The organism is Tenacibaculum maritimum NCIMB 2154, from assembly GCF_900119795.1.
Taxonomy (GTDB): domain Bacteria; phylum Bacteroidota; class Bacteroidia; order Flavobacteriales; family Flavobacteriaceae; genus Polaribacter; species Polaribacter maritimus.
The window spans coordinates 2,270,999-2,287,539 of record NZ_LT634361.1 but is presented as its reverse complement, the minus strand read 5'-3'; the positions used below and the strand labels follow the sequence as shown (position 1 = coordinate 2,287,539).

General features: G+C 32.1%; 14 protein-coding genes. 5 read left to right on the top strand and 9 right to left on the bottom strand.

The genetic code is table 11. The annotated features are described in order from the left end of the window. Nucleotides 1-20: 20 nt before the first annotated feature. The 3 genes from ggt to MARIT_RS10155 all read right to left on the bottom strand — a co-directional run bounded on the left by ggt (nucleotide 21) and on the right by MARIT_RS10155 (nucleotide 3,887). Nucleotides 21-1,712 (bottom strand): gamma-glutamyltransferase, encoded by a 1,692-nt coding sequence (ggt, locus tag MARIT_RS10165; protein ID WP_024741486.1) that lies wholly within the window; start codon nucleotides 1,710-1,712, stop codon nucleotides 21-23. Continuing rightward, nucleotides 1,709-2,305, bottom strand: coding sequence for an acyl carrier protein phosphodiesterase (locus MARIT_RS10160; RefSeq protein ID WP_231975136.1), 597 nt, complete (start codon nucleotides 2,303-2,305; stop codon nucleotides 1,709-1,711). The genes ggt and MARIT_RS10160 overlap by 4 nt, the downstream gene beginning before the upstream one ends. Nucleotides 2,306-2,426: 121 nt before the next feature. After that, nucleotides 2,427-3,887 carry an aminoacyl-histidine dipeptidase gene (locus tag MARIT_RS10155; RefSeq protein WP_100211462.1) on the bottom strand — a complete coding sequence of 487 codons (1,461 nt, stop codon included), beginning with the start codon at nucleotides 3,885-3,887 and terminating at the stop codon, nucleotides 2,427-2,429. A gap of 93 nt (nucleotides 3,888-3,980) precedes the next feature. On the opposite strand from MARIT_RS10155, the gene recR reads away from it, so the two are divergent. Next, entirely contained in the window at nucleotides 3,981-4,598 is a 618-nt protein-coding gene (gene recR, locus MARIT_RS10150) for a recombination mediator RecR (RefSeq protein ID WP_024741483.1), read from the top strand. Between the two features lie 39 nt (nucleotides 4,599-4,637). On the opposite strand, the gene MARIT_RS10145 is transcribed toward recR, so the two are convergent. Then, nucleotides 4,638-5,042 (bottom strand): lipocalin-like domain-containing protein, encoded by a 405-nt coding sequence (locus tag MARIT_RS10145; RefSeq protein ID WP_100211461.1) that lies wholly within the window; start codon nucleotides 5,040-5,042, stop codon nucleotides 4,638-4,640. 89 nt (nucleotides 5,043-5,131) lie between these two features. Further along, entirely contained in the window at nucleotides 5,132-6,064 is a 933-nt protein-coding gene (locus tag MARIT_RS10140; protein ID WP_100211460.1) for a PD40 domain-containing protein, read from the bottom strand. A gap of 346 nt (nucleotides 6,065-6,410) precedes the next feature. Here MARIT_RS10140 and MARIT_RS10135 point away from each other — a divergent pair, with 346 nt between their 5' ends. Continuing rightward, nucleotides 6,411-6,890, top strand: coding sequence for an SRPBCC family protein (locus MARIT_RS10135; protein WP_024741480.1), 480 nt, complete (start codon nucleotides 6,411-6,413; stop codon nucleotides 6,888-6,890). A 372-nt stretch (nucleotides 6,891-7,262) separates the two neighbouring features. Then, nucleotides 7,263-10,241, top strand: a complete 2,979-nt coding sequence (locus MARIT_RS10130; protein ID WP_100211459.1) for an AAA domain-containing protein — start codon at nucleotides 7,263-7,265, stop codon at nucleotides 10,239-10,241. A 120-nt stretch (nucleotides 10,242-10,361) separates the two neighbouring features. Here the strand turns inward: MARIT_RS10130 and MARIT_RS10125 are convergent, their stop codons facing one another. The 4 genes from MARIT_RS10125 to MARIT_RS10110 form a co-directional block, all read right to left on the bottom strand. Then, on the bottom strand, nucleotides 10,362-10,949 hold the full coding sequence (locus MARIT_RS10125; RefSeq protein ID WP_100211458.1) for a CopD family protein: 588 nt from the start codon (nucleotides 10,947-10,949) through the stop codon (nucleotides 10,362-10,364). A 104-nt stretch (nucleotides 10,950-11,053) separates the two neighbouring features. Next, nucleotides 11,054-12,073, bottom strand: coding sequence for a ferrochelatase (gene hemH / locus MARIT_RS10120; protein ID WP_024741477.1), 1,020 nt, complete (start codon nucleotides 12,071-12,073; stop codon nucleotides 11,054-11,056). Continuing rightward, nucleotides 12,073-12,579, bottom strand: a complete 507-nt coding sequence (locus MARIT_RS10115) for a TrmH family RNA methyltransferase (RefSeq protein WP_024741476.1) — start codon at nucleotides 12,577-12,579, stop codon at nucleotides 12,073-12,075. Before MARIT_RS10115 ends, hemH begins: the two co-directional genes overlap by 1 nt. Before the next feature lie 3 nt (nucleotides 12,580-12,582). Continuing rightward, nucleotides 12,583-13,479: a helix-turn-helix domain-containing protein gene (locus tag MARIT_RS10110; protein ID WP_024741475.1), complete on the bottom strand. Its 897-nt coding sequence runs from the start codon at nucleotides 13,477-13,479 to the stop codon at nucleotides 12,583-12,585. A gap of 211 nt (nucleotides 13,480-13,690) precedes the next feature. Between MARIT_RS10110 and hemA the strand changes: the two genes are divergently transcribed. Together hemA and hemC are read left to right on the top strand one after the other, a co-directional pair. After that, a complete protein-coding gene (hemA, locus tag MARIT_RS10105) occupies nucleotides 13,691-14,959 on the top strand; it encodes a glutamyl-tRNA reductase (protein WP_024741474.1) in 1,269 nt (422 codons plus the stop codon). Beyond that, complete coding sequence (hemC, locus tag MARIT_RS10100; RefSeq protein WP_100211457.1) at nucleotides 14,943-16,529, top strand: hydroxymethylbilane synthase; 1,587 nt, start codon at nucleotides 14,943-14,945, stop codon at nucleotides 16,527-16,529. Before hemA ends, hemC begins: the two co-directional genes overlap by 17 nt. Nucleotides 16,530-16,541 lie beyond the last annotated feature (12 nt).

The following is a 16,541-nucleotide window of genomic DNA, read 5'->3' as shown; positions in this document are numbered from 1 at the left end:
AAGTGTTTTTTATTTAAAGGTTAATAACCAGCAGCTTTATCATCACCTCTAGGGTCAGCTCCTCCTTCTAACTTTCCATCAGGAAGCACTAAAATTCCCTCTACTTTTCCTATGACAGGAGCGTTTTCTTCATTTAAAAGATATCCTATTTTTTGTAATTCCTGTTTTACGTTAGTGTCAAATCCGTGAGGTTCCATCATAATTTCATCAGGAAGCCATTGATGGTGGAAACGAGGTTGGTTGATGGCTTCTTGCATTCCCATATTAAATTCGTGTACATTTAATATGGTTTGTAAAACAGAGGTAATAATAGTAGAGCCTCCTGGGGTTCCAACAACCATCCATAGTTTTCCATTCTTTTCAACGATGGTTGGGGTCATAGAACTTAGCATACGTTTTTCAGGAGCAATTTCATTAGCTTTAGCACCAACTAAACCAAACATATTGGGTACACCAGGCTTGCTACTAAAATCGTCCATTTCATTATTTAAGAAAAAACCTAAATCAGTGCAATATAATTTAGAGCCGTAAGCACCATTAATAGTAGTTGTTACAGAAACCGCATTGCCAAATTTATCAACAATAGAGTAATGAGTTGTTTCGTTACTTTCTATCATTTCAACGGTGCCATGTGAAACATTTTTAGAGGGAGTTGGCTTGGCAAAAGAGAAGTTATCCATTCTATGTTTGGTATATGCTTTGCTAATTAAGGTGTCTATTGGTATTTTAACGAAATCAGGGTCTCCTAAAAAGTGACTTCTATCTGCATAAGCACGTCTTTCAGCTTCTGTAATGATTTGAATTGTTTTTGTACTATTATGCCCGAAAGTATTCAAATCAAAAGGTTCAATAGCATTCATAATTTGAGCAAGGCAAATTCCTCCACTTGAAGGCGGAGACATTGAAATAACACGTAAGTCATCATAATTAAAAGTAATAGGAGTTCGCCATTTAGCTTTATATTTGGCAAGGTCTTCCGCCGTCATAATTCCTCCGTTCTCTCGCATAAATTTTACGAGTCTTTTAGCAGTTTCTCCTTTGTAAAATTCATCACGGCCATTGGTTGAAATACGCTGTAAAGTATTTGCCAGTGCCATATATTTTATGGTATCGTTTTTTTTCCAAACAGTATCAAAAAGAATAGGTTTTTTATTAGCTTTTAAAAAGTAAGGTTGGTATTTTTTGATGCGTTCTTCTTGTTTTTTGGTAACAATAACACCTTGTTTAGCTAGTTCAATAACAGGCTTTAAAATAATAGATATCGGTAAGCTTCCAAACCTTTTATGCGCAGCAAAAACACCTGCTATTGTTCCTGGAATACCTACTGCCATAGCACCAAGAGTACTTTTGTTTTTGATGATGTTTCCCTCTTTATTTAGAAACATATTTTTAGTAGCAGCAAGAGGTGCTTTTTCTCTATAATCTAAGGCACCTATTTCTCCGTTGCTTTTTCGATATACCATAAATCCACCGCCGCCAATATTTCCAGCATAAGGATAAGCAACAGCTAAGGCAAGTTCAGTAGCAACCATTGCATCAAAAGCGTTTCCTCCCTTTTTAAGAATGCTAACACCTATTTTAGAAGCCTCTTCTCTAGCAGAAACAACCATTGCTTTTGAGCTTACGAGCCCAACTGTTTTTTCTTTTTGATTAGCGTTTTTACAAAGAGTAAATAAAACAATAATCCATACATAAGTTACTAGCTTCTTCATGTTAATAAGTGTTTAGTTATTAGTTTATGGTTACAAAATTCTTGTAGCTCTTTAAAGAATAAGGTAAAATCGCTTTCGAACTCTGCATAAAGGTCTTTCAAATCATTGATAGCTAAATTCATCTGTGAGCGCCCTTTGGTTCGCGTGTTCATTCCATTTAAGACTTTTGCAATCCCATCTAAAAATTGGTAATTGTATAACCAATCAAAGGAAATCATATAAGGGAGGAGTTCTTGCGTTCTTTTAGGAAGAATACTAGTATTTGTTTGCAATAAATGGTATATGGATTGCGTATAAAGATTTAAAGGAATAGCCGAGTATAAATGCCAATTTTTAGCTAAATAATGATCGTAAAAAATATCTATGATAACGCCATCGTAATGCCTGTATCTAGGATGCAGGCGTCGCTTACTTTTTCTTACAATAGGGTGTTTGTCAGTAAAGGTATCTATGGCTCTATGCAGTTTTATTCCTTGCTGAATTTCTTGAGAATAATGAGTAAATTTATTTCCTTTAAGGTGATCTGCAATAAAATTACCCACCATAATATTGGTGTTGTTAGCGGATAAATATAAATGAGCAAGAAAGTTCATTTGGTAAAAGTAAGCAAAAAGCCGCAATTTTTTAATTGCGGCTTTTGGTGAGACTTATTTAAACCTAATTGAGAGTTCAAACAAGTTTATTAATTAATTCAAAAGTGAAGATGGTTCGTTTTTATTTTTTAGGGATGTTTTTTAGAATTTCTAATAAGAAGTTCCAGAATTTCTGAGTAGATGAAATTTGTGCCCTTTCGTCAGGAGAATGTGCTCCTTTAATGTTAGGACCAAAAGAAACCATATCCATATTCGGATAATTTTGCCCTAAAATACCGCACTCTAAACCAGCGTGACAGGCAGCTACATTTGGCTTTTGATGATGTAACTTCTCATACAAATCAGCAACTAGCTTTAAAATTTCTGAATTTACATTGGGTTGCCATCCTGGATATGACCCTGAAAGTTCAACATTAAATCCAGCCAATTCAAAAGCAGCACGTAAAGAGTTTGCTAAATCCCATTTGTTTGTTTCGGAAGAAGAACGCGTTAAACAACCTATTTTGATAGTGCCATCTTTAACAATAACACGAGCAATATTGTTAGATGTTTCTACCAATCCTTCAATGTCAGGACTCATTCTGTACACGCCATTAAGAGCGGTATAAAGTGCTTTTATAAGTCCTTCTTGAACTCCTAAATCCATTATATTTTTAGGAGCCTCTATTTCTTTTAAATCAATAGATAAATTGGGTTCTAGTGTAGCAAATTCAGTTTTAATGTGTTTGATAAGTTCACTAGTCTCATATAAAAAAGGCTCTTTAGAAACGGCATCAATCACTACTTTAGAAAAGCTTTCACGTGGAATAGCATTGCGTAAACTACCTCCATTTATTTCAGCAACACGCAGTCCGAAATTTTCAAAGCCATCAAATAGTAAACGATTCATAATTTTATTAGCGTTTCCTAAGCCTTTATGAATATCCATTCCAGAATGCCCTCCATTTAGTCCAGTGATGGCAATTTCATAGGCAATAGTATTTTCAGGAGCGGTTTCTACGGAATAATTTCTGGTAGCAGTAATATCCACGCCACCAGCACATCCCATACCTATTTCATCATCTTCTTCAGTATCTAAATTTAATAAAATATCTCCTTGTAAAATACCTGCTTCCAGCCCCAAAGCACCTGTCATCCCTGTTTCTTCATCAATGGTGAATAAAGCTTCTATAGGAGGGTGAGGAATATCAGTTGAAGATAAAATAGCCATAATAGCAGCAACGCCCAAACCATTATCAGCACCAAGGGTAGTTCCTTTGGCCTTTACCCAGTCTCCTTCCACAAACATTTTAATACCTTCCGTATCAAAGTCAAAAACAGTATCTGAATTTTTTTGGTGTACCATATCCAAATGTCCTTGCATAACCACCATTTTTCTATTTTCCATTCCAGAAGTAGCAGGTTTACGTATGATTACGTTACCAACTTTATCAACAAATGTTTCAAGTTGTAATCTATTACCAAAGTCAACCATAAATTGGATTACTCTTTCTTCTTTCTTAGAAGGGCGAGGCACTGCATTCAAGTCTGCAAAGTGCTCCCATACTATTTTAGGTGCTAGGTTTTTTATTTCTAAACTCATTGTGAATTTCGTTTTTGTTTTGAGCCACGAAGATAGTTTTTTTAGCCTAAATAAAATGGTAAATCATAGGGCAAAAATTGTACTTTTGCAGCTATGGATTTTTCATCTAAATTATTAGAAAATGCAGTGAATGAAGTATCTCGATTACCAGGAATAGGTAAAAGAACTGCACTTCGTTTGGTATTACATTTATTAAAACAACCTAAGGATCACACAAAATATCTTACAGAGGCTTTAATAAGTTTAAGAAATGAAATAAAGCTATGTAAGAAATGTCATAATATTTCCGATACTATTTTATGTGATATTTGTAGTAATCCTAACAGGAATGCTGAAATTATTTGTGTAGTAGAAGATATTAGAGATGTAATGGCTATTGAAAGTACGGCACAATTTAAAGGAGTATATCATGTGTTAGGAGGAAAAATATCACCTATTGAGGGTATTGGTCCACAAAATTTACAGATAGATTCCTTGATAGATAAAGTAAAAGAAGGAGTTGTACAAGAAATTATTTTTGCATTGAGCTCAACAATGGAAGGAGATACTACCAATTTCTATATTTATAAGCAAATTGAAAAATATAGAATTACGACCTCAACGATTGCAAGAGGCATCTCTGTAGGAGATGAATTAGAGTACGCTGATGAAGTAACTTTAGGAAGAAGTATTGTAAATAGAATTCCTTTTTCTCAATCATTAAAAGCATAAAAAACGGATTTAAATTTTTAAATCCGTTTTTTAGCTTGTTTATTTTCTTTTATAAGTAGTTGTATAAGTTGTTCCGTCTTCTTCTTTTTCGGTAAAAGTAAAACTACTGCTGTTTTCTCCAAAAGTTATTTTTTGGATGACTTCAAAATTATCTCCCGCAAGAATAATTCCGTAGTTATTATTTCCTTTGTTAGCCCATTTTCCAGTATCCATTCCATCACTAATACAGTCTCCATTAGTAAGTGCTTCATACAAGCTTATTGAGTAATCTCCATTTTCTTTAAAATTAAGAGTAGTTTTCTTTTCGCAGTCATTGACTTCCTTTTTGTTTTCAGAAAATTTGTACCAGTTTCCTATAAGAGGGTCCAAATTCTTTTCATCATTAGAAGAACAAGAAGTCCCCAATGTAATAATAGCGATGCATAAAATTAATAAGTTTTTCATGGTTTATCGTTTAAAAGGTCATTTAAAGCTGGCGAAAGTAAGGAAAAGTCTTTTATAAAAAAAAAGAGCTATTCAAAAGATAAATGCTTTTACCTGTTCAGTTTAATAGGTATTTTATAAATTTTGCTAAGTCCATTTTTATGTTGTTGAATATATTCTTTAAAATCGGCAATATCTTTAAATTTTTTAGGCGCTATATTTTGCCGTTTACTTGTAAAGTATAAAATTTGACGTTTTTCATCATAAAAAGGGCAATACTCCATGTATTTTGTATTTATAGGAGTGTTCATATTTACTGCTTTGTCCCATTTTCCGTTGCTATTTCTTTTAGAAATATATAAATCCCCACTTCCTTGTCCTCCTTTTTCATTGTACTTAGTAAATAATATAAAATCTTCCTTTTTAGAAATAAAAGCATTGAATTCGTATCCGTTACTGTTAATATTTTCGTTAAGAAGTACCGGAGGTAAATAAGTAGTTCCATTCCATTTTGAAAAATAAATATCGTCTTTTCCTCTTCCGTTCGGGGAATTCATTGTGAAATATAAATTATTATTCTCACTAAGAGTAGGGTAAAATTCATCCAAATTTGAACTAATAGGTTTTCCTATATTTACAGGACTTGACCATGCAGCATTTATATCTGCTCTTTCCACATACCAAATATCAAAATCTTTTCTAGTAGTAGAAGTATTCGTTAAAGGTCTATCAGATACAAAGAATAAACGCTTACCATCAGAAGATAAAAAAGGTTCTAGATATTTATAAGTGTTGCAAAAAGGAAGAAGTTTTGGAGTTGTCCACTTATTGTTTTTCTTCGTAATAGTTACTATTTGAGAAATAACACCGTTAGGAGCCTGAAGTGTAACGAAAGCTTCTTTTCCATCATTTGAAATACAAAAATCCCTGACATCATAAAATTGATTTAAAACAGGGCTAAATTCGGAGATATCATGTTCGTTTTGAGTCCATATCAAATTAGAGAGGAATGTCAATATAATAGTTAGTATAAATTTCGTCATAGTAATATAAAGCTTAAATCGTTTTTAAAAGTAGTAAATAAATTGTAGCGATAGAGTAAAAAATAGTATCAGGAAATTTATGGTGCGAAAAGATGTTATTTCGAGTATCTTAGAGGTAAAGTGTAAAAATAAAGATTGTTCGCAAATATTTTTAAAAAGGCTATTGTAGGTATTTCTGCTGAATATACGCTATTATTTTGAGATAATAAGGGTAAGTTTTCTAAAGGAATGGTTACCTTTAGCTGGAAAAAATGAGTAACGTGTATGATGTTTGGATGTGATGATGAATTTTAAGTTAATGATTGAAGAATTAGTAGAAACGATAAAGAATATATAGTTAATAACAATGCCAATTATAAAACTCCAAACTAAAATAAAAGCAGAAAAGAGTATTGTCTTCGATCTTTCTAGAAGCATAGACCTACATAAAATATCTACAAAGGAAACTAAAGAGGAGGCTGTTGCAGGAAGAACAAAAGGTTTGATTGCTATGGGTGAGTTTGTAACATGGAGAGCTAAGCATATGGGGGTTTATCAAAAATTAACTTCAAGAATTACAGCGTTTGATAGACCAAATTATTTTATGGATGAAATGGAGCAAGGAGCTTTTAAGGAGTTTAAGCATAAGCATTACTTTAGATATACAAAGAAAAGAGAAACTTTAATGATTGATTGTTTCGAGTATAAAGCTCCTCTGGGAATTTTAGGAAAACTGGCAGACATTCTTTTTCTTAAGAAATACATGACTAATTTATTAAAGAAAAGAAATAATATTATAAAATCAGTTGCAGAGTCTAATGAGTGGAAAGAATTGCTTGTTTTGTGATAGCGGCTGTTTTTAGATAAAACGTTCCCGTATAAAACTTTTCGTAGAGTAGGAAAGAATAAGGAAATTGACAATAGGCATAGTGATGATTTTAATAGTAAGATAAGATTAGATACAGGTAGCAAAATAGTCTTTAAAGTGTTGTGTTGTCAGTCTTTTATTTTTTTAGGAGGTTCTAGATGCTGAAAATTAAATAGTATCGTGTTGATTTAGTTCTGAAATAGAGATTTGGAGACTATAAATTTTTATCCTATAAATAGCATAATTTACTTAATAAAAAAATTTTCTTTCTTAAATAAAAACCAATTTTAAACTTATTTTCGCACTCTTTTTTTAGAAAATAAATTACTAATTCAAATTAAAGGGGGCAGAATGAGTAACGAAAGAAACTGGTTGAAATATTATAAAAATAGTTTATCAGACAGTGAGAATTTAGCAGTAGATATTACAAGGATTAAAAACTTGTTTAATGAAAATAGTTGTGATTTAAGTGTTGGAGCTATTATAGGAAAAAACGCGACGAGCATACTTGATGCAGAGGAAAGGAGGATTAATAGGCTAAGAGGAATTACTAAAAAAGATACTGATAAATGGCATAAAGTTGAAGAAACAGAAATACTGATAGCACCTTTTTCTTTAGTTTACGAATCAAAGGATAAAAATGCAAAAAAGAAAGAAATACACCCTTTTTGGATCAGTGCAACATTAAATCGTTTAGGGCAATTATCAGCTCCTAAAGAGTTATTCCCTTTAATCGTAAGAAATTTTTTAGATCCAATAGCTGATGCTAAAAATGATTTTATTTTTTCTTCTATTGATGCAGTTATTGAAGCTAGAGACCTTGAGGGGCCAGAAGTTGTAGATGAAGAAGAAGAACGAGTTGCATGGAGCGATTATTGGTTGTATATAAATGATGTTTTTTCTGAGATAACGCATAGTAATTTAGGTAACTATAAAGCAAGGGGGTATCATACTTTATATAAAGTAATGTATTTTGCAACAAGCTCGAAAATAGCAACGGCAAAAAGCATTCTTTTCTTATATCAAAATATATTAAAGGAAAGAGAAGAGTTGCCCTTGTTATCTAAAATAATCAGTCCCAATGACAGATTGCGAAAACCTCCTGTTACAGACGAAGGTTTTTTGAATTACAATCATTTGCATTTAGGGCAGATGTCAGATAAGTTTCCTTTGTCAATAAGTCAACGTAAAACGTTATTATCTTTTTTAACAGCAGAAAGTAATGCTATTTCGGCAGTAAATGGACCTCCAGGAACAGGTAAAACAACTTTATTACAAAGTTTGGTAGCAACTGAGGTAGTAAAAGCAGCAATTCATGGAGAAGAGGCGCCTATTATATTAGCATGTTCGAGTAACAATCAAGCAGTAACTAATATTATAGATAGTTTTATCAATTCTGAAAGTAGTTTAGAAGGGCTTTCAGAACGCTGGATTCCTGATTTTCATGGCTATGCAACCTATTTGCCTTCGAATTCTAAAAATGAAAAATCTTTAAAAGAGATTAATTATTTAAAAGGGAATTTATTTGGGCACGAAGGAACCTTATGCGATTTAGAAAATGAGGAGTATATATATGACGCAGAAAATTATTTTTTAAATAAGTATAATGATTATTTTGATTTCGGTGTAAATTCACTAGAAGAAGCTTGTATGAATCTTCAAGAAGAAATTATGTTGATTGAAGATCAGTTGATAGAAGGGGTAGAAATCTCTAGCAATTATATCAATTCAATAGACAATGTAAATAGTTTTTTATTAAGGAAAGAAGATTATATTCAAAAAAACACTTTTAAACTTTCACAATTGCAAGATTGGAGGGAGTTGATAACAAAGTTAAAAGGAGCTGCAAAGGAAGCTAATTTTATAGATCAAATACGCTATTATTTTAAAACGGATAACTTATTAGAAGCAAATGAAAATCATATTTTTAAAGTAGCTGAAGAGCAGCTGTCAAGCAATGAAAAAGCTTTGTCATTTATAAAAAAATGTATTGCAGACCTAAATTTAGCGTTGCAGTCAAATTTAAGGCTAAATAAATGGAGGCAGCAAAATAATATTAAAGGATATCCTTTTGTTTCAGAATCAAAAATGTGGGAGTTTGAGTATGAAAAAATGGCAAAGGGAAGTAAGGAACATCGCTTTTTTTATGACGAGATAGATGTTACCTTACGTCATAAGGTATTTTTGTTGGCAATTCACTATTGGGAAGCTAGATGGCTGCTAGCAACGGAGGAGGCGCTGGAAAATGGCACCGAAAAAGGAACAGGAGAAAATGCAGTAAAAGCTAAGTGGAAGAGAAGAGCAATGTTAACGCCTTGTTTTGTAGCAACTTTTTATATGGCGCCTACCCATTTCTTATACAGTCAGTACCAAGGAGAAAGCGAAGAAGGAAACCCGCTTTTTGAATATCTCCCTTTGTATAATTTTTTAGATCTGTTAATTATCGATGAAGCGGGGCAGGTGACTCCTGAAGTAAGTATCCCTGTATTTTCTTTAGCCCAAAAGGCTATTGTAGTAGGCGATTTAAAGCAAATAGAGCCTATTTGGTCGATTCCTAAAAAAATTGATATTGGAAATTTGGCAAGCGAAAATATAGAAATAAGTGCTAGTCAAGGAGATTATTTGGATGATATTGGATTTTTAGCTTCGAGTGGGAGTATTATGAAAATGGCTCAAAATGCATGTGAATTTGAAACGGCATTAATTGCTGAAAAAGAAAAAGGATTGGTGTTGCTTGAGCACAGAAGGTGCAATGATGAAATAATAGGTTTTTGTAATGAACTTGCTTATGGAGGAGTGTTGAAACCAATGAAAGGAAAAGCAAAAGCAGATCAAATATTTCCGTCAATGATGGCATATCATATAGAAGGGGTAAGTGAAAGAAAGTATAATAGTCGTTGTAATTTGAGTGAAGTAAAAGCGATTATTTCTTGGTTACATAAAAATAAGGAAGCAATCAAAGAAGCTTATGATGTTAGTTCGGTAGAGGAAGTACTGGGAATCATCACGCCGTTTACAAGTCAGAAAACGGAATTGTCAAAAGCATTGATAGATGGTGGATTTAAAGTAAATGCTATTAAATTAGGAACGGTACATGCATTGCAAGGAGCAGAACGAAGTATTGTACTGTTTAGTTCTGTATATAGTAGCGAAGATGAAGGAACATTATTCTTTGATAAAGATAATAAACCTAATATGTTAAATGTAGCTGTTTCTAGAGCAAAAGATAGTTTTATTTTGTTTGGAGATACAAAAGTTTTTGATGAAACAAAAAATACTCCATCAGGAGTATTGAAAAAGCATTTGAATATTTTTGAAACAATAAATTAAAAAAGTAAAAGTAATTGTCAATTAAAACGCCCCTGTTCATTTGAGAGAAGTTAAGGTATAAGTTATGGATTAATTTTTTAACTTCTCTTAATAGGATTTGTTTAAGTGAGCTCTTTGGTTTTAATTGCTGTTTTGGTCTTTGTCAATTAATTCTTGAACCTGTTTATCCCAGTTCTTTTTGGCGCGTACTTTTTTGTACAATCGAATGCTTAGCATTAATAAAATAGATACTAAAAGAATGCCAACGACTCCCCATACCCAATTGATGGCGCTTTTTAAGACCACTAAAAATACAATTGCAAATAAAATAATAGTGGCAACTTCATTCCAAATACGAAGTTTAAAAGAAGAATACTTTATGTTATTTTTTTGAAATTGTTGAAACATTTTATGGCAAGCTCCTTGGTAAAAATATAAGGCTAAAACAAAAGAAAGTTTTACATGCATCCAAGGCATTTCTAAATAAATGGGATTCTTATATAATAGCCAAAAAGCAAAGAAGCTAGCTAAAATAGCAGAAGGCCATGTGATAATATACCATAGTCGCTTTTCCATTAGTTGGTATTGAGTTTGTAAAATTTCTTTAGCAGGATCTGGTTTTTTTTCTGCTTCAGCATGATAAATAAATAAACGAACCATATAAAATAATCCAGCAAACCAGGTGACTACAAAAATAATGTGTAGCGCTTTTACGTATAAAAAATCCATAAAATTGAAATTTAGTAACGCTTTAGATATCGTATCTAAGGCAATTTTAAGTTGAGGTTTTGTAGAAAAAGTATTGTACAAACCTCAACTATATATTATCTATGTTATTTTGCAGCCCATGTATCAATCCATTTATTCATAACAGCAACCCAGTCATCATTATCATTCATACAAGGAATGTGTTTATAAGTTTCTCCTCCATTCTCCATAAACTCTTCTTTACCTTCCATAGCTATTTCTTCTAGGGTTTCTAAGCAATCAGCTACAAAGGCAGGAGTAATAACGGCAAGATTCTTTTTACCTTCTTCTTTAGGAAGTCGTTCCAACTCAAAATCAGTATAAGGCTTTAGCCAAGGATCTTTTAGTAATCTTGATTGAAAAGAATTACTATAGTTACTTTCTTTTAAGCCTAATTTTTTAGCAATTTCTTTGGTGGTTTCAAAACATTGATGTCGGTAGCAAGTTTTATGGGCAACAGAGGCCGTTTCACAACAACTGCCATCAATTTTACAATGCTGTTTTGTTGGATCGGATTTTAAAATATGTCGCTCAGGAATGCCATGGTAAGAAAATAAAATATGATCGTAATCGAAATCTTCTAGATTTTTTTTGAGATTATCACTCATTACCTTGATATAGTCAGGGTGGTTGTAAAAAGAAGGAAGAACTTCGGTTTTTACATGTGGATAATATTTTGTTCTTACTTCCTCTGCTTTTACCTCCACGGTTTCAGTAGAAGACATTGCATAATGAGGATATAAAGGAACAATTAAAATATCGTTTACTCCTTTATTTACTAACTCTTTAAATCCTTTTTCAATATTGTTAGATCCGTATCTCATTGCTAAAGCAACAGGCATTTCAGTATTGTTTGCTACTTTTTTAGTAAAACGTTCAGAAATAACTACGAGAGGAGAGCCTTCTTTCCACCATATTTTTTTATAAGCCTCGGCTGATTTTTTTGGACGCGTACGTAAAATAATTCCCTTAATCAATAAGAAACGCTTCCAGTATGGGATGTCAATAACACGTTCATCCATTAAAAATTCATCTAAATATTTACGCACATCTTTAACTTGAGTGCTGTCTGGAGAGCCAAGGTTTATCAGTAAAATTCCTTTCATTATTTGTCTTTTAATTGATTGGTAGCTTCATACAGTGCTATAGATAAACTATGAATGACATTCATAGAAGAATTTTTTCCATACATTGGTATAGCGACTGTTGTATCTACCAAATTAATATTTTCTATACCATTGCGTTCACTTCCCAAAAGTAAAACGATTTTCTCATATTGAGCAAAATTGAAATCTTGAATAGCAATACTCTCATCAGTAATTTCAATACCAATAATGGTATTTCCTTCTTTTTTTAACTGATGGATAGTCGTTTCAAAGTCATCATAAAGCTCATAAGAAATTTGTTGAAGTGTATTTCTGGCAGTTTTTTTTACAATTCTATTTTCAGTAGAAGGAGATGTTTTATGTAAATATATTTTAGAAACACCAAAGCTTTCAGAAATACGAAAGCACATTCCAATGTTTTCCGGTGTCCTAATAGCATCACAAACAATCGTAATAGGAAACTGTTGTTCTTTATTTTTAATATCGTAATGGGTTAATTGTTTCACTTGTTATGATTCGTTTGTTTGCTTATTATTAATTACATATTGTTTGGGAGTTGTACCAAACTTTTTCTTGAAAGCGGTAATAAAATGACTGGCAGTACTATAGCCAACTTGCAGTCCAACTTCATTTACATTGTGTTGATTGCTTTCTAGTAGTTTTCTTGCATGTTCCATTTTATAATCGAATAAGAAACTATATACGGTATCTCCATAAATTTGTTTAAAGCCTTCCTTTAGTTTTTTTAAGCTTAACCCAATTTCACTAGCGAGCTCTTGTAAACTAGGGGGCTCAGCCATTCTAGAGATAATAATATCTTTAGCCTTTCTTATTTTGAGTACATTTTGTTCATCCACTAAAAAAGGGCAATATTCATCGCTTGTATTTTCTCCGCTGTCAAAATGCAAACTCAGTAATTCGTAAGTTTTTCCTTTGATGTATAGGTTTCTTATAGAGCTATGGTTTTTGGCAGTAAGTATTTGTTGAAGAACAATGAGAACATTTGGTGATATTTCAGTATCATCATAGTACTTTTTATTTTTGTTATCTTCACTTAAAAAAGGAATATAAGCGGCTTCTTTTGAAAATAATGCGTGAAATTTTTCAATCGAGATTAAAATAGAAACCAAAGAGGTTTTAGGTAAAATTTCTAAATTAATAGGTAGTTTTTGTTGCGGATTGTATAAGAATATAGAATGTCTATCCAATACGTTTAAACTATAGTTATTATTGTTAAAGTTGAATTTGCAATTTCCTTTAACACAGTAATGTAATTGTATATATGAGCTATCGATATCTCTATTGTAGTGCTCGATTGTATCAGTGTTATTTTGGAATTTTAGAACAAAAAAACCAGGTTCTAAAGAAACTTCTTTAAATGTACTTTCTGCGATATTTTCTGACATGAGTTAAACGATAATTTAAAATATTTTTATTTAGAACCATTCTATATAAAAAAACAGGTAACGCCCGTAAACACCGCAAAAATAAACAAATATGTACATTTTACGACTAAAAAATATCTAAAAAACTTAAAACGACATTAAAAGTTCTTCAAACGATATTTTTATAAGACCAATATTTATATTTTTGACCCGACTTTTTGAAGTAGATTGAATGGATACGGAACAATACAATACAAATTTATACAATATAGGAGTTAGCTATAAGAAGGCAGACGCAACTATTCGTGGTAAATTTTCATTATCAAAAGAAAAGCAGATAGCACTTTTAAATGAAGCTAAAGAAAAAGGGATGAAAGGCATTTTTGTACTTTCAACATGTAACAGAACTGAAATAACAGGTTTTGCACAGCATCCCTTTCAATTAATCAGTATGCTATGCAAATATTCTAACGGATCAGTGGAAGAATTTGCTAAAGTTTCAAACGTACATAAAAACCAAGATGCTATAAACCATTTGTTTAGAATGGGAACAGGCTTGGATAGCCAAATATTAGGGGATTATGAAATAGTAGGACAATTAAGGCAGGCGTATAGACAAGCAAAGGAAATAGAAACTACCAATGCATATTTTGAACGCTTACTAAACCATGTGATGCAGGCTAGTAAACGAGTAAAAAATGAAACAAAATTAAGTTCAGGAACAACTTCTGTATCTTATGCGGCAGTGCAGTACATTACCAAAAATTTACCAGATTACAATACAAAGAATATTTTAGTTTTTGGATTGGGTAAAATGGGAAAGCATACTTGTAAAAATCTAGCAGAATATACAGAAAACAAGTCGGTTTGCTTAATCAATAGAACGGCACAAAAAGTAGATGACTTTGTAAAAGAACATCCCTATATAAGGAAAGGATCCTATATTAATTTATCAGAAGAAATAGAAGCTACTGATATCTTGATAGTTTCCACTGGTGCAGATACTCCTACCATTACTAAAGAGCATGTAAGGGCAGATAAGAAAATGCTAATACTAGACTTGTCAATGCCTGCAAATGTTTCAAAAGAAGTGGCTGAATTAGAGAATGTTGTTTTAGTAAACGTAGATGAATTGTCAAAAATTACAGATGAAACATTGGCAATTAGGCAGCAAGAAGTACCTCTTGCAGAAACTATTATAGAAAAGCATAAAGAAGAATTTAATGAATGGTTAAACCATAGGCGATTTACTCCAGCTATTAATGCATTAAAACAATCTTTAGAAGCTATTCAACAAGATGAAATAAATTTTCACAAGAAAAAAATTAAAGACTTTGATGAAACTCAAGCAGAAGTCATCACGTCAAGATTCATACAAAAAATAACCACACAGTTTGTTAAACATTTAAAAAACGAAGAAACTTCTGTAAATCAGACAATTGAAGTAATGTCGAAAATGTTTGGAACAAAGTTAGAAACAATCAATGCAAAAGACAATTAGGATAGGAACGCGCGACAGTCAATTAGCACTGTGGCAAGCGAACAAAGTTCGTAATGAATTAAATGAATTAGGTTACGAAACAGCAATTGTTCCTATAAAATCAACAGGAGATATCGTTCTAGATAAACCTCTATATGAATTAGGAATTACAGGAATTTTTACTAAAAATTTAGATATAGCAATGTTAAATGGAGACATAGACGTTGCTGTTCATTCTTTAAAAGATGTACCAACGGTATTACCAGAAGGAATCATACAGGCAGCTGTTTTAAAAAGAGCCAATTATAATGATATTTTGGTATTGAAGGATAATGAAGAATTCTTTGCCCAGCCTAATGGAGTCATAGCCACTGGAAGTTTAAGAAGAAAAGCGCAATGGCTGAACAGATACCCAACACACGAAGTAGTCGATTTAAGAGGGAATGTAAATACACGTTTGCAAAAATTGAGAGACAATGAGTGGAACGGAGCTGTTTTTGCAGCGGCAGGTTTAGAAAGAATAGGATTGAGGCCTAAAGGAGCTATTAACCTTTCGTGGATGATTCCAGCACCAGCACAAGGAACCATAATGATTACTGCGTTGGAGGAAGATGATTTTGTAAAAGATGCTTGTGAACAGTTAAACCATTATGAAACCCAAGTTTGTACTAATATAGAAAGAGAGTTTTTAAATAGATTAGAAGGAGGTTGTACCGCTCCAATAGGAGCATTGGCTTACATTGATGAGAAAACAGAAGAAATAAATTTCAAAGGAGTATTGTTAAGTAGAGATGGAAAGAAAAAATTATCAGTTACTAAAAATGCAAAATTAGGACGTCATAGATATCTAGCAAAAGATTGTGCTGATTATATCATCAATAGAGGAGGTAAACAAATCATGGCAGAAGATGAAGGATTGGAAAGAGAATTTGCAATCTATTCTACAAAGAAGCTTTCTGAAATGCAGAAAAAACTATTACCTATTTCTGTAAATATAGAAGATAGTGATTTTATAAAAACTAGGTTTAATAGAATTGCTCCTAAAATCGTGAAAAATGAAATAAGACATATAATTATAACGAGCAAAAATGGAGTGGAAGCTATTTTACATAACTTTTCTCCAGAGGAATTACAATTTAAAAATATTTATTGCGTAGGTAGAAGAACTAAAAAACTCATTGAACAAAAAATAGGAAAGGTAGCTCATTCTGAAAGAAATGCAGAAAAGCTAGCAGTTTATCTTTCTGATAAAATAAAGGGAGAAGAAGTCACTTATTTTTGCAGTAATTTACGCTTAGAAACATTGCCTAAAGTATTAGCAGAAAATAATATTGTAGTGAATGAAGTTGAAGTGTACAAAACTATGTATAGTCCCGTTCAAGTAGCAGAAAAGGTAAATGGAATACTTTTTTATAGCCCTTCTACAGTAGCCAGTTATATTGAAAAGAATAAAGCGAATAAAATAGCTTTTTGTATTGGAGAAAGTACTGCAAAAGAAGCGAGAAAGCACTTTGAAAATGTGCAGGTAGCAAATGTGCCTACAGTAGAAAGTGTTATAGAAATGGTAAACTTACATTTTGTTAAAAAATAAAGAATACCTAAA

Excerpts from the sequence above, each read along its gene's own strand:
- MARIT_RS10140 (WP_100211460.1), bottom strand. The coding sequence starts at position 6,064 with ATGACGAAATTTATACTAACTATTATATTGACATTCCTCTCTAATTTG.
- hemH (WP_024741477.1), bottom strand. The coding sequence starts at position 12,073 with ATGAAAGGAATTTTACTGATAAACCTTGGCTCTCCAGACAGCACTCAA.
- recR (WP_024741483.1), top strand. The coding sequence starts at position 3,981 with ATGGATTTTTCATCTAAATTATTAGAAAATGCAGTGAATGAAGTATCT.
- MARIT_RS10160 (WP_231975136.1), bottom strand. The coding sequence starts at position 2,305 with ATGAACTTTCTTGCTCATTTATATTTATCCGCTAACAACACCAATATT.
- MARIT_RS10135 (WP_024741480.1), top strand. The coding sequence starts at position 6,411 with ATGCCAATTATAAAACTCCAAACTAAAATAAAAGCAGAAAAGAGTATT.
- hemA (WP_024741474.1), top strand. The coding sequence starts at position 13,691 with ATGGATACGGAACAATACAATACAAATTTATACAATATAGGAGTTAGC.
- ggt (WP_024741486.1), bottom strand. The coding sequence starts at position 1,712 with ATGAAGAAGCTAGTAACTTATGTATGGATTATTGTTTTATTTACTCTT.
- MARIT_RS10145 (WP_100211461.1), bottom strand. The coding sequence starts at position 5,042 with ATGAAAAACTTATTAATTTTATGCATCGCTATTATTACATTGGGGACT.
- MARIT_RS10130 (WP_100211459.1), top strand. The coding sequence starts at position 7,263 with ATGAGTAACGAAAGAAACTGGTTGAAATATTATAAAAATAGTTTATCA.
- hemC (WP_100211457.1), top strand. The coding sequence starts at position 14,943 with ATGCAAAAGACAATTAGGATAGGAACGCGCGACAGTCAATTAGCACTG.
- MARIT_RS10155 (WP_100211462.1), bottom strand. The coding sequence starts at position 3,887 with ATGAGTTTAGAAATAAAAAACCTAGCACCTAAAATAGTATGGGAGCAC.
- MARIT_RS10110 (WP_024741475.1), bottom strand. The coding sequence starts at position 13,479 with ATGTCAGAAAATATCGCAGAAAGTACATTTAAAGAAGTTTCTTTAGAA.
- MARIT_RS10125 (WP_100211458.1), bottom strand. The coding sequence starts at position 10,949 with ATGGATTTTTTATACGTAAAAGCGCTACACATTATTTTTGTAGTCACC.